A 12,519-nucleotide genomic window follows, 5' to 3' on the forward strand; every position below is an offset into this window, starting at 1 on the left:
GAGTGTTCAGCCCTTGACCGCACCGGAGGTGAGGCCCTTGATCATGTGTCGTTGCAGGAGAAGGAAAACCACAAGGATCGGCAGCATCGCGAGCAACGTGCCCGCCATGACCGGACCCCAGTTGGTGACGCCGTCGTTGTTCTGAAGCAGCGTCAGTCCGATGGGCAGCGGCGCAACGGACGCGTCGTCTGCCATGAGGAACGGCCAGAGGTACTCGTTCCACTCGTTGACCACGGTGATGATCGCGAACGCCACCATCGTCGGACCCGACACCGGCAGCACGACCCGCCACAGCAACCGGAACGGACCTGCGCCGTCCATCCGTGCGGCCTCGATGATCTCGGCCGGGATCGACAGGAAATGATTGCGCATGAGGAAGGTACCGAATGCGACACCCGCAAGAGGAACGATGATCCCTTGGAATGTGTTGCGCCACCCCCATTCCGCGACCAGCGCGTAGTTGGAGATGACGGTGATCTGGTTGGGCACCATGAGAGCAGCGATGATGCCGAGGAACACGATGTTCTTACCTGGGAAGCGCAGGAACACCAATCCGTACGCGCTGAGTACCCCGAGGACGAACTTCACGCTCGCGAGGATCGACGTGATGATCACCGAGTTACGGAAGAATGCCGCGAAATCGACGGATCGGACAGCCTCGGAGTAGTTCTGAGGATGGAATGCGGCCGGCCACCAGGTCACCGGAATCGTGTAGATGTCCGGGCGATCCTTGAAGGAGGTCACCACGATCCAGTACAGGGGCAGCGCCACGACGATCAGGACACACAGCATGGCCGCGTAGCCGAGCATCTTCACCAGACGATCGCGTCGCGCGTAGGTGCGTGCCGGCAACGTTTCGAGTTCGGCGTGGACGACGGGGCGGTCGGCGAGCGCGGTCACTTCTGGTCTCCTCGGTCCATGATGCGCACCTGATAGACGGTCACCGCGAGCAGCACCAGGAACATGATGGTGGCGACGGTCGCCCCGTAGCCCGCGCGGAAGTTGCGGAAGGATTCGTCGTAGATCTGGTACACCATCGTGGTGGTGCCGGTGCCGAGCGGGCCGCCGCGGGTCATCACGTTGATGATGTCGAACACCTGGAACGAATTGAGCAGCACCGTGATCGACAGGAAGTAGGTGGTGGGACGCAGCTGCGGGAGGATGACCTTGCGGAAGGTGGCCCAACCCGACGCCCCGTCGATCGCCGCAGCCTCGCTCAGTTCGGGACGCAGACCTTGCAGCGCGGCGAGATAGATCACGAAGGTGTAGCCGAGGTTCTTCCACAGATAAGTGAGTGTCACCATCACCAACGCCCAGGTCGGGTCCTGGTAGAAATTGGGCGATTCGATCCCGACCCGGGCCAGAACATCCTGGACGAGACCGAAATTCGGGTCGAAGACGAACTGGAAGGCAACTCCGATAGCGGCGCCGGAGATGACGAACGGCGCGAACAGTGCGGAGCGGACGAGGTTGCACCCGAGAAGTTTCCGGTCGAGGAGCAGGGCGAGACCGAGGCCGATCACCATCGAGCCGATGACGGCGGCCGCGGTGAAGACGATCGTGTTTCCCACGATCTTCCAGGTGTCGGACCTACCGAACCATTCTCGGTAGTTGTCGAAGCCGATGAACCTCGAGGCAGGACTGGCGATGTTCCATTCGAAGAACGAGAGCCTGATGTTGTCCACCAGGGGGCGATAGGTGAACAGGATCAACAGTGCAAGGTTGGGTCCGACGAGCACTGCGAACAGCGCGTAGTCGGTCCACGGACGGCCGCGTAGACCGCGGGTCGTCTGCGGCAGGGTTCGTTCCGGACTCGGTGGCACCGGGGAAGTCTGGACGCCACCGGCGAACAGACGGTTACGGCAAGAAGACGCCCCCTACCCTTTCGAGCGAATGTATCGTTCGTCTCCGTAGATCGATCGGACGATACATTCGCTCAACTGAGGTAGGGGGCGGAAGCGCAGCGCTCGCTAGAGGTTCCAGTCTCCGAGGCCGTCCCAGCCGTTGAGGACACCGCCCGCAGTGTTCTGCACGATCACCGGGTCGCCCTTACGGGCGTTGTCGTAGAACCACTGGCCGTCGGCGGTGCTCACATTGAGGCAGCCGTGGCTTGTGTTCGTGTTTCCCTGCGCCCATTCGGACCACGGGGCGGCATGGATGAAGATGCCGCTGTTGGACATCCGCGTGGCGTACTCGACGTAGGTGCGGTAGCCCTCGGGGTCGTCGACGGGCACGCCGTACGTGGACGAATCCATGTACATCTCGCGGAACTTGTCACCGACGATATAGGTGCCGTTCGGGGTTTCGTAGCCGGGCTTGCCGAACGAGGTCGGCATGGTCCGGACCACCTCGCCGTTGCGGGTGACGGTGATCGTCTTGGTGTTGTCGTCGGCCACGGTCACGAGCGCGTCGCCGATCGTGAACGACGAGTGCGAGCCGCCGGCCCGGACGTCGACGGTGGTGTGTGCGGGCCAGAACTCGTACGGCTTCCACCGCACCTGCTGATCCGACGCCCAGTAGAAGTGGCCACCGACCGCCGGCGTCGAGGTGATCTTGATTGCGCGTTCGGCGGCGGCGCGGTCGCCGACCGGCTCGTTGAACCGGATGATGACGGGCTGCGCGACGCCGACCGTTTCACCGGAGGACGGGTTCACAGACGGGTCCGAGAACGGCGCCGCCTGCTGCGGGGTCGGGAGCTGCGGTGCGCCCGGGACCGCCGGTGCGAGACCCTCGATCAGGTCTTCGACGCTCGGCGCCTCCGGTCCGCCCGGCCACAGCGGCGCGGCAGCCACGGGGCCCGCCATTGCGAGTGCGACTGCGCCGGCACCCGTGAGAGCGGCGACGAAGCGGCCGACCCGGCGCGCGACACGGTGACGACTCTTGGGCATGGACTGCTTCACAGACATCGATAAATTACCCATCATTCGACGGTGCGCCGCGTTTTCCATCCCCGACCGCGACACTGGCGTACCTCGTCATTACACACACCGACCCGACATCGAGCAATTCGGGAGCTGAGCGAATGTATCGTTCGATCTATTGAAGGAGACGAACGATACATTCGCTCAGCGTGGGTGGAGCCAGTGCGCGATCAGGCCTCGGGCCGTGATGCCGCAAGCAATTCCTCGACCGAAACGAACTTCAGGCGCGGCCTGCCTGCTGCCTTGCCGCGGGCGCGTTCCTGCTTGTCGATGGCCTGCCATCCCTTGTAGTCGACGTACTCTGGGCGACGCTCGGCGATCAGTGCGTCGAGCTTCTCCCGATCCGCGACAGGTTCGGCGAGCCGACCGGCGATGAAGTCGTCGACGAGTTGCGCGACGGTCTCTGCCGAGCACTGTTTGTTGGTGCCGATCACACCGCTCGGACCGCGCTTGATCCAGCCCGCGGTGTAGACACCGGGGACGGGGTTGCCGGTGTCGAGATCCACGACCTTTCCCGCCTCGTTCGGGATGACCCCCCGCTTCTCGTCGAACGGGAGTCCGTCGACGGCGGTGCCGCGGTACCCGATCGAGCGGAGTACGAGGCCGGTGGTGAGTGTCTCGGTCTCGCCGGTGGGCCTGGCTTCCAGCCTGCCGTCGGCTTCGACGAGTTCGTTGCGTTCGATGGTGATCGACTCGACGCTGCCCTCGCCCGCGATCTCGACCGGCGACGCGAGGTACCGCAGCACGATGCGCTTGTTGCCGGGGTTCGGGGCGTTCTGCGCGTACCCCTCGACCTGACGCATCTTGAGGGCGATCCGCGGTTCGACGTCGGGGTCGTCGAGGAGTGCCTGGCTGGCCGCATCGAGTTCGATCTCGGCCGGATCGACGATGACATCGATACCGTCGAGCTGCCCGAGGGCGAGCAATTCGGGATTGGTGTACGCGGCCTGTGCCGGGCCACGACGACCGACGACGACCACCTCGCGGATGTTCGAGCTCCGCAGTGCTTCGACTGCGTGCTCGGCCATGTCGGTGCGGGCGAGATCGTCGGGGTTCATCACCAGTGCGCGTGCGACGTCGAGTGCGACGTTGCCGTTGCCGATGATCACGGCGCGCTCCCCGGACAGGTCGAACTGCCGGTCGGCGTAGTCGGGATGGCCGTTGTACCAGGCGACGAATTCTGTGGCGGCGTGGGAACCCGCGAGGTCCTCGCCGGGCACGCCGAGATGACGGTCGCTCGATGCGCCGACCGCGTAGATCACGGCGTGGTGGTGTGCGAGGAGCTCGTCGTGGGTGATGTGCGTGCCGACCTCGACGTTGAACCAGCACTGGGTGTTCTTGTGACCGATCGCGCTGCGGAAGACGTCGCCGACACCCTTGGTGGTCTGGTGATCCGGCGCGACACCGGCCCGCACCAGCCCGTAGGGGGTGGGTAGACGGTCGAACATGTCGACCCGGATGCTCGAGTGCGAGACGAGTTCCTGCGCCGCGTAGCACGCGGCCGGACCGGATCCGACGATCGCGACACGCAGCGTTCCGAGATCGGCGGGGATCTTCTTGCGGCTGCGCAGCTCGGGCCAGTCGGGGCCGATCGGGTACCGCTCGTAGTACGCGGCGTTGATCTCGAGGTACGGCTCCTGCTCGGGAGTGATCTCGTTGTCGGCGAAGATTGCGTCGACCGGGCATTCGTCGACACACGCCCCGCAGTCGATGCAGGTCTCCGGGTCGATGTAGAGCATCTCCGTCGTTGCGAACGGCGCCTCGTCCGGTGTCGGGTGTATGCAGTTGACCGGGCAGACTTCGACGCACGAGACGTCGTTGCAACATGCCTGGGTGATCACATAAGCCACTTCGCTACCTGCCTGAGAGTGCCGGTGGGGTCGTCGAAACCCCAGACTATAACACGTTACAGATTTGGTCGAGAATCACATTGCCCAAATCGTACCAGGCCGTTACCGGTAACGAGAATGCGCTATTCGGACAATTCGTCGCCGGACTCGATGCGGAATCCGATCTTGAGGGTAACTTGCGTGTGCGCGACCGCCCCGTCATCGATGTGGCCTCGCGTGTTGACCACTTCGAACCATTCCAGGTGACGCGTCGTCTCCCCGGCCCGCGCGACAGCCTTGGCAATCGCGTCGTCGACCCCGACGGTCGACGACCCCACGACCTCGATCACTCGGTACACATGACTCATGGCGGCGCTCCTCATACGTCTCGGCACAGGCATGGAATGCCCTGCCCCGGATAATGCCCTGCCCCGGATACTGCCCGCCTCGCCTCCTCTTCGTACCGGAACGGGAATCTCCGCAGTCCCGAAGCCGGCAGCCCGCGGCCGGGAACTCACGTCCTCCTGGCCAGGTCTCGTGCCTGCGCTCCGAGTCGGGCCAGGCGGAGATCTCCGAGCGGGATCGCGCCGGCACCGAGCCGGTTGGTGGTGAACGCGAGCGACAGACCCGAGTCGAGGTCGGCGAACGCTCCCGAACCACCCACTCCGTAGTGCCCGAGCGCGCCTCGTGGGCGCTCGGTGCTCGCGAATATCGGCTGGTGATATCCGAGTCGCCACGCCATCGGGACACCGAGGACGTAGTCGTTGCTGCGACGGCGCACCTTGTTCATCTCCGCAATCGTCTCCGGCTTCAGGAAACGCCGACCGTCGAGCGAGCCCCCGGCCGCGATCGCCCCGTACATCCGCGCGAGCGACCGCGCGGTGAACACCCCGTTCCAGCCGGGCATGACCGCATCGTGCACCGCGGGATCACGGACGAGTTCGTCGAAACCCTCGGGCATTCCCGCCTCTGCGAGGCCCCGGGTCGGTCCGATCCGCGACAGCACCGATGCGCCCAGAGCCCAGTTCATCCGCATCGGATTGATCCGGGGAAACAGCGGTGCGATGCGGTGTCGTTCGCCGACGGGAACCCGGTACCAGAAGTCGCCGATACCGAGCGGCTCGGCGATCTCCTGTTCGACCACCTCGACGAACGGCTTCCCCGTGACCCGCGCGGCGATCTCCGCGACCAGCCAGCCGTACGTCACCGCGTGGTAACCCGACCCACGGCGACGACGCTCGTCGGGGCGGGCCGCAGCAAGTGCGGCAACCGTCCGGTCGTAGTCGAGGATTCCGTGGGTCCCGGGAACGAGACCGCGCACCCGGTGCAGCCCGGCGCTGTGGGTCATCACCTCGGCAACGGTGATGGAGCTTTTGCCGCCCGCCGCGAACTCCGGCCAGTACTGCGCGACGGGGGCGAAGTAGTCGATCAGGCCGCGCTCGGCGAGCCTGTGCACGACGGTCGACGCGACACCCTTCCCCGTCGAGAAACTCAGTGACATCGTGTCGCGGGCCCAGCGCCGGTTGCGACCGGCCCAACCCGCCCAGATGTCGAGGACCTTCTCCCCGTGCAGGTATGCAGTGAGCGCCCCGCCTCCGTGCTGCGGCTCTTTGTAGAGGGCGAAGAATCGGTCGGCGAGTGGCAGGAACCGAGGGTCGACGTGCATCGCGGTCGGTGGCAGGGCCCGGACATCCCGCTCACATGAAGCTTGTTCCCGGTCGATCGTCTGGATGCTCATCGGCACCTCCACTCGGATGTTTCCGACACGCACTCGGATGTTTCCGACACGGTACGGGGTCGACGTGCGTCCGGGAAGGCCTTACATACAGATTGTCGGCACTCCGGTGGCCACCGGCCCACACAGCTGGCCGAGATCCGTCGGACTACGGCATCGTCGTGTACCTGAAGGATCCGTACACGAAGCAGCCCTGGCCGGTCGTGACGTTCGCCGCCAGTGCCGTCTCGCCCTCGCACAGGACCGGATCGGTGGCGTCGCCGATGAAGGCCTGCGAGCCGGGACCCGTGGCGACGAACGCGACGCCCGGCTGATCGAGCACACCGAGCGCGAGCGATCCGGCGCCCACGCCGATGGCGGCAAGCAGTCCCCCCGCACTTTCGGCAGCTCCGACACCACCGTCGAGACCGGCTGCACCGACTCGGGAGTCACCGCGTGAATCGGCGAATCCCACCCCGCCGCTCCCGTAACTCCATGCCCCTCCGGGACCCTCGGTGGTCGCGCCGCATGCTTCGGACCCGAGAATCTCGACGGATTCCGCCGGCGCGCCGGGAGGCGCCGAACACGTCAACGAATGCGCCGGTGCCGCGGTCAGCAGTGCTCCGCCGAGTGCTGCAGCCATCAACGCACCGACTGCCGACACCCGACCTGACATTTTCACCCAGGTCACCACTGCGGCCCTCCAACGCTGACGACGATCCATCTCGTGAGAGAGTCTAAAGAAGTTCGCCTCGACGCGCTGTTCCGTGCGATAACGACCGGGTCTCGGTCAGGTCTTGTTTCCGCTGGTCCACCCACTGTTCAGATCCCGGTCACGACTCGGTTGCACACGCTTCGGTTCGCCGGGCATCTTCGGGTGGTTCGGTGGATACGGCAGATCACCGAGCCCCGCGGCCTCGTCGCGCGCGGCCATCTCCAGCAGAACATCGAGCGACTGCGCGGCATCGTCGAGCCCGGACATCGGATCGGGTCGCCGGGCCAGCAGCTCCGGCACCGTCGCGATCGTGAAATCGTCCGGCTCGGCGTCGGCGAGTTCGTCCCATGTCAGCGGCGTCGACACCGTCGCAATCGGAGTACGTCGGACCGAATACGCCGACGCGATGGTTTTATCGCGCGCATTCTGGTTGAAATCGAGGAAGATTCGTTCGCCGCGCTCTTCTTTCCACCACGCGGTCGTCGCCCGGTCACCGCTGCGTCGCTCCACCTCCCGCATCAGTGCGATCCCGGCACGACGCACCCCGACGAAATCCCATTCCGGCACGATCCGTAGGTAGATGTGGATACCGCGACCACCCGACGTCTTCGGGAAACCCGTCAAACCCAATTCGTCGAGCAACGGACGGACCACCTCGAGCGCGACCGCGCGTGCGTCACCGAAATCCGTCCCCGGCTGCGGGTCGAGATCGATCCGGAGTTCATCCGGTCTGTCCGTGTCGCCGCAGCGCACTGCCCACGGGTGGAACGTCACGCACCCCAGATTCGCTGCCCACACCACATCCGCCGCCGACCGCACGCGCAGCGCATCGGCCGTGCGGCCGGACGGGAAGGTGATCTCACACGTCGCTACGTGGTCGGGACGTTTCGCAGGAGCGCGCTTCTGATAGATCTCCTCCCCCTCGATGCCGTCGGGGAAGCGCTGGAGGTGAGTGGGCCGGTCTCGGAGCGCATCGAGCAGTGGCGCACCCGACGACGTCGTGAGCGTCCGGTAGTACTCGACGAGGTGACGTTTGGTGCCGCCCTCCGTCCCGAGCCTGGGGAAGTAGATCTTGTCGGGGTTCGACATCCGCACGGGCACACCGTCGACGTCGAGTTCTTCTGCGGGTGATCGTTTCGCTGTCGCCACCGTCAGTTCTCCGTCCGGTCGAGTACATCGGCGAGGTCGTAGCGCACCGGCACCTCGAGTTGGTCGTAGGTACAGCTCAGCGGGTCGCGGTCGGGTCGCCAGCGGAGGAACCTGGCCGCGTGACGGAACCGCATCGCCGTCTCGGGGGCTCCCTCCATCTGGTCGTACGCAACTTCGAGTACCCATTCCGGACGCAGCGGGACCCAGCTTCGGTCTGCCGCCGAACGCCACCTCGTCTGTTCCCCATCGGCGACCACGTCGTCGCCCACACGCAACGGTTGCAGTTCGGCGAGCAACTCCTGGCGTCTGACCGTGGTGAATGCGGATGCGCCGCCGACCATCGCGAGTTCGTCGCCGTGGTAGAGCCCCAGCAACAGTGAGCCGACCCCGTCGATGCTCTTGTGCTTGCGGTAGCCGATGAGCACGCAGTCGGCGGTCCGGGCATGTTTGAGCTTGATCATGTCGCGCTTGTCCGGGCGGTAGATCCCGTCGAGCCGTTTCGCGACCACACCGTCGAGGCCTGCGCCCTCGAACTCTTCGAACCACCGCATGGCGGTCGCTGGATCGGTGGTCGCAGCGGTCACATGGCAACTCGGACCGCCGCCGACGGCCTGTTGTAGTCGCGCGCGTCGCTCGGCGAACGGCTCCTCCATGAGGTTGTCCTCGCCGAGCGCCAGCACATCGAACCCGATGAACTGTGAGGGAGTTTCTTCCGCGAGCATCGCGACACGACTCGCCGCCGGATGGATCCGCTCGGACAGCGCCTGCCAGTCGAGCCGGGTACGTCCGCCGCGTTCACGCGGTACGACGATCTCGCCGTCCACCGCACAGCGCTCGGGAAGTTCGACCCGCACCCGGTCGACGAGTTCCGGGAAATACCGGGCGAGGTCCTTGCCGCCGCGCGACGCGAACACGACCTCGTCTCCGTCACGAAACACTATGGCGCGGAATCCGTCCCACTTCGGCTCGTACGACCACTGTGCCGCACCGGATTCCGGTTGCTCCGGCACTGTCGATGCGGCCTTCGCGAGCATGGGCGCTATCGGTGGAACGACAGGCAGATCCATGACCCTCATCGTTGCATCCGAATTCCCTGCGCGCGCCCGTTGCGACCGATCGTCCTCACCGTTCTCCCTTTTCACAGGAGACGAAAATGCAGGTGATGCCGATCATATCGAAGGCATCACACGAGGTAGAACCCTTGATCGGCAACCTTGACGCGAACAGGATCCTTTCGTTCCGTACTCTCAGCAGCCATGATCACCTTTCGCAGTGCGGCCGGCATTGTTGTCGCAGCCGTTGCCGCAGTGTCGTTGATCGCCGGGTGTTCCAGCGACGTCGAATTCCGGGCCGTGCCCGAGGCCGGCTCCTCGGCGACCTCGACAACGGAATCGTCGACGACGTCGCCCAGCACGTCGCGCACCACCACCTCGGCACCGTCGACGACCTCCGGCAGCCCGTCGGCGTCCGGTCTCGACCTGGAGGTCGACGTCGAGGTCGGCGACTGCGTCCTGCTCGGCGGCACGGTCGACGACGCGACGATCGAGGAAGCGACCTGTGGCAGCTTCGACTCCAACTACCTGGTCGTCGACGTCGTGACGGGCAGCTCGGAGTGCATCTCCGACCAGCAGTACTTCGAGTCCATCCGCGGCAACGAACTCGGTGCGTTGTGCCTCGACATCGACTGGCAGGTCGACGACTGCATGGATCTCGGTGGCGAGGACCCGAAGCGAATCGACTGCTCGGACACTGCCATCGAGGGCGAGATGGTCACGGAAATTCTCGAAGGCACCACCGACGTCAACGAGTGCTCGATCTCCGACAGCGGGTTCGTCTACGAGGAGCGCGAGATGGTCGTGTGCGCCGACTCGTTCTGACGCTTCCGGACAGTCTCGACCGGCCGCGACGGGATGTGTCGGTGCCGGCAGACACAATGCCGAATGAACCGCCGACCACGCCCACCGAACGGATAGGGGACTGCGCATGACGCCTTGGCCCGACCGACCCCTCTGCGCGTTCGATCTCGAAACGACCGATCGCGACCCGAGGGCAGCCCGCATCGTCAGCGCGTGTGTCGCGACGTTCGACGGCGAGCACATCGACTCGCGCACGTGGCTGCTCGACCCCGGTATCCCCATTCCGGCCGAGACCACCGCCATCCACGGCATCACCGACGAGCAGGCCCGGGCCGACGGCATGAACTATCACGCCGGATACCTCGAGATTCGGCAGGCGCTGCTCGATGCGTGGGCACGCGGGCACATCGTCGTCGCGTTCAACGCGAGTTATGACCTGACGGTGATGGACGCCGAAGGGAAGCGGCTCGGATTTCCTCCGCTCGAGTTCGGGTTGGTCGCCGATCCGTATGTCATCGATCGCGAGATGGATCGCACGCGGCCGGGTAAGCGCACCCTCGGCGCGGTGTGCGAGGCGTACGGCGTGATCCTGGCGTGCGCGCACGAAGCCGAGTCGGATGCGCTCGCCGCGGGCAATCTGGTCCGTGCACTCGTCGTCCGCTTCCCGCAGCTCGCCGAACTCGACATCATGGCCGATCAGGCCGCGTGGCATGCCGAGCGGCAACGAAACTTCGCCGAGTATCTCGAGGGCCTCGGTCGCGACACCACCGACGTCGACGGCAGTTGGCCGCTGCGCGGTGCGGGCGGCGTCGACGTTCTCGAACGTCCCGCGAGTACGGTCGCCGAGCCGTGGACAGCACGGCTCCGGCGGCGGTTTCGCGAATTCTTGCAGCGCTTTCGTCGGTAGCGGACCGGCTAGATTCCGCGCCCGGGATTGAGGATCGAGGTCGGATCGAATGCGGCCTTCACCTTGCTCATCAATTCGCGTTCCACCGAACCCACCATCTCCTCGAGGTAGGGCTCCTTGAGGACGCCGATGCCGTGTTCGCCGCTGATCGATCCGCCCAGTGCCAGGCATTCCGCCACCATGTCGTCGAACGCCTGCCGGGCCCGTGTCGTCTGGTCGACATCGGCGGCGTCGAACACGATGGTGGGGTGCAGATTGCCGTCGGCGGCGTGACCGAACGTGCCGATGACAAGGCGGTGCGTCGCGGCGATTCGTTCGATCGCCGACAACATCTCGGGCAGTCGCGGAATGGGGACTGCCAGGTCGTCGAGCAAGGTACTGCCCTGCCGTTCGAGTGCGGTCAGCGCGACCCGGCGGGCCTGCATGAATTCTTCGCCTTCGCTCGGGTCGTCGGTGTCGTATACCTCGGTTGCCCCGGTCTCGGTGCACGCGCCGGCGCATGCCTGGGCGGCGGCAGCGGCGTCGCTGCCGTCACATTGGACGAGCAGCAGAGCCCCGGCAGATTCGTCGAGGCCCATGTGGGTCATCGCGTTGACCGCGGCGATGGTGGTGCGATCCATCAATTCGACCAGGCACGGTTCGGCGCGGTCTCGGATCGCGAGCACTGCCTCGATGGCCTGCCCCGTCGACGGGAACGCCGCGACAACCGTCGACGCGGCCGTCGGCGCCGCCCTCAACCGCATGGTCGCCTCGACGATGACCGCGAGAGTCCCCTCCGACCCGACGAGCAGCTGAGTCAGGTTCAGGCCGGCCACGTTCTTCCTGGTCACCGCTCCGGTGTGGATGATGCGTCCGTCGGCGAGCACTGCTTTGATCCGGGCGACGTGATCGGCGGTGACACCGTACTTTGCGCAGCAGGTTCCACCGGCGTTGGTGGCGAGGTTGCCGCCGATGGTCGAGATGGCACGGCTTCCGGGATCGGGTACGTACCAGAGTCCCTGCGCGGCGACCGCGGTCGCCAGGTCTGCGTTGATCACACCGGGTTGCACCGTCGCGGTCCGCGCTGCGACATCGATGTGGAGGATCGAGTTCAGTTTCTCGACGCTGAGCACGATGCATCCGTCGAGCGCATTCGCCGCTCCTGCCAGGCCGGTTCCCGCGCCACGGGTCACCACCGGAACCCCGTGTCGGTGGGCCCACCGCAGGGTGGAAACCACGTCGTCGGTGTCGCGGGCCCGCACGAGGGCGAGCGGCATGCCCGCTTCGGTCAGGAGCGACTGGTCGCGTCGATACGCCGTCATCCGATCCGGGTCGGTGACGAGCGCGTCACCAAGGGTGGCACTCAGATCTTCGATGCTCGCAGAATCAACCATCGACAAATTGTCAGACAAGTACACTAGACAGTCAAGAGCGCACCGGGTGTTCACG

At 65.5% G+C, this 12,519-nt stretch carries 12 protein-coding genes; 2 read left to right on the forward strand and 10 right to left on the reverse strand.

Annotated features, from left to right (window positions below; genetic code table 11):
• Window positions 1-6 precede the first annotated feature (6 nt).
• The 9 genes from ACFWB0_RS00830 to ACFWB0_RS00870 form a co-directional block, all read right to left on the reverse strand.
• The gene (locus ACFWB0_RS00830; protein WP_378488510.1) at window positions 7-900 is read right to left on the reverse strand and encodes a carbohydrate ABC transporter permease; all 894 of its coding nucleotides are present in this window, start codon (window positions 898-900) and stop codon (window positions 7-9) included.
• Window positions 897-1,823 carry a carbohydrate ABC transporter permease gene (locus ACFWB0_RS00835; RefSeq protein WP_378488511.1) on the reverse strand — a complete coding sequence of 309 codons (927 nt, stop codon included), beginning with the start codon at window positions 1,821-1,823 and terminating at the stop codon, window positions 897-899. Before ACFWB0_RS00835 ends, ACFWB0_RS00830 begins: the two co-directional genes overlap by 4 nt.
• A gap of 147 nt (window positions 1,824-1,970) precedes the next feature.
• Window positions 1,971-2,888 carry an Ig-like domain-containing protein gene (locus tag ACFWB0_RS00840; RefSeq protein ID WP_378488512.1) on the reverse strand — a complete coding sequence of 306 codons (918 nt, stop codon included), beginning with the start codon at window positions 2,886-2,888 and terminating at the stop codon, window positions 1,971-1,973.
• Window positions 2,889-3,091: 203 nt separating this feature from the next.
• Window positions 3,092-4,771 carry an FAD-dependent oxidoreductase gene (locus tag ACFWB0_RS00845; RefSeq protein ID WP_378488513.1) on the reverse strand — a complete coding sequence of 560 codons (1,680 nt, stop codon included), beginning with the start codon at window positions 4,769-4,771 and terminating at the stop codon, window positions 3,092-3,094.
• 122 nt (window positions 4,772-4,893) lie between these two features.
• Window positions 4,894-5,118 carry a dodecin gene (locus ACFWB0_RS00850; RefSeq protein ID WP_054712891.1) on the reverse strand — a complete coding sequence of 75 codons (225 nt, stop codon included), beginning with the start codon at window positions 5,116-5,118 and terminating at the stop codon, window positions 4,894-4,896.
• Between the two features lie 146 nt (window positions 5,119-5,264).
• Window positions 5,265-6,416: a serine hydrolase domain-containing protein gene (locus tag ACFWB0_RS00855; RefSeq protein ID WP_378488680.1), complete on the reverse strand. Its 1,152-nt coding sequence runs from the start codon at window positions 6,414-6,416 to the stop codon at window positions 5,265-5,267.
• Window positions 6,417-6,633: 217 nt separating this feature from the next.
• Entirely contained in the window at window positions 6,634-7,155 is a 522-nt protein-coding gene (locus ACFWB0_RS00860) for a DUF6764 family protein (RefSeq protein ID WP_378488514.1), read from the reverse strand.
• A gap of 99 nt (window positions 7,156-7,254) precedes the next feature.
• Complete coding sequence (locus ACFWB0_RS00865) at window positions 7,255-8,268, reverse strand: DNA polymerase domain-containing protein (protein WP_378488681.1); 1,014 nt, start codon at window positions 8,266-8,268, stop codon at window positions 7,255-7,257.
• Between the two features lie 62 nt (window positions 8,269-8,330).
• On the reverse strand, window positions 8,331-9,395 hold the full coding sequence (locus ACFWB0_RS00870; protein ID WP_378488515.1) for an ATP-dependent DNA ligase: 1,065 nt from the start codon (window positions 9,393-9,395) through the stop codon (window positions 8,331-8,333).
• Between the two features lie 189 nt (window positions 9,396-9,584).
• Here ACFWB0_RS00870 and ACFWB0_RS00875 point away from each other — a divergent pair, with 189 nt between their 5' ends.
• Together ACFWB0_RS00875 and ACFWB0_RS00880 are read left to right on the forward strand one after the other, a co-directional pair.
• The gene (locus ACFWB0_RS00875; protein ID WP_378488516.1) at window positions 9,585-10,205 is read left to right on the forward strand and encodes a hypothetical protein; all 621 of its coding nucleotides are present in this window, start codon (window positions 9,585-9,587) and stop codon (window positions 10,203-10,205) included.
• Window positions 10,206-10,311: 106 nt separating this feature from the next.
• Entirely contained in the window at window positions 10,312-11,091 is a 780-nt protein-coding gene (locus ACFWB0_RS00880) for a 3'-5' exonuclease (protein WP_378488517.1), read from the forward strand.
• A gap of 8 nt (window positions 11,092-11,099) precedes the next feature.
• On the opposite strand, the gene ACFWB0_RS00885 is transcribed toward ACFWB0_RS00880, so the two are convergent.
• Window positions 11,100-12,464, reverse strand: coding sequence for an FAD-binding oxidoreductase (locus tag ACFWB0_RS00885; RefSeq protein ID WP_378488518.1), 1,365 nt, complete (start codon window positions 12,462-12,464; stop codon window positions 11,100-11,102).
• Between the last annotated feature and the right edge of the window lie 55 nt (window positions 12,465-12,519).

The organism is Rhodococcus sp. NPDC060086, from assembly GCF_042730275.1.
Classification (GTDB): domain Bacteria; phylum Actinomycetota; class Actinomycetes; order Mycobacteriales; family Mycobacteriaceae; genus Rhodococcus.

Bases quoted from the DNA above. Each gene is read 5' to 3' on its own strand.
- ACFWB0_RS00840 (WP_378488512.1), bottom strand. From the start codon at position 2,888: ATGCCCAAGAGTCGTCACCGTGTCGCGCGCCGGGTCGGCCGCTTCGTC.
- ACFWB0_RS00850 (WP_054712891.1), bottom strand. From the start codon at position 5,118: ATGAGTCATGTGTACCGAGTGATCGAGGTCGTGGGGTCGTCGACCGTC.
- ACFWB0_RS00855 (WP_378488680.1), bottom strand. From the start codon at position 6,416: ATGCACGTCGACCCTCGGTTCCTGCCACTCGCCGACCGATTCTTCGCC.
- ACFWB0_RS00865 (WP_378488681.1), bottom strand. From the start codon at position 8,268: ATGTCGAACCCCGACAAGATCTACTTCCCCAGGCTCGGGACGGAGGGC.
- ACFWB0_RS00870 (WP_378488515.1), bottom strand. From the start codon at position 9,395: ATGGATCTGCCTGTCGTTCCACCGATAGCGCCCATGCTCGCGAAGGCC.
- ACFWB0_RS00875 (WP_378488516.1), top strand. From the start codon at position 9,585: ATGATCACCTTTCGCAGTGCGGCCGGCATTGTTGTCGCAGCCGTTGCC.
- ACFWB0_RS00880 (WP_378488517.1), top strand. From the start codon at position 10,312: ATGACGCCTTGGCCCGACCGACCCCTCTGCGCGTTCGATCTCGAAACG.
- ACFWB0_RS00885 (WP_378488518.1), bottom strand. From the start codon at position 12,464: ATGGTTGATTCTGCGAGCATCGAAGATCTGAGTGCCACCCTTGGTGAC.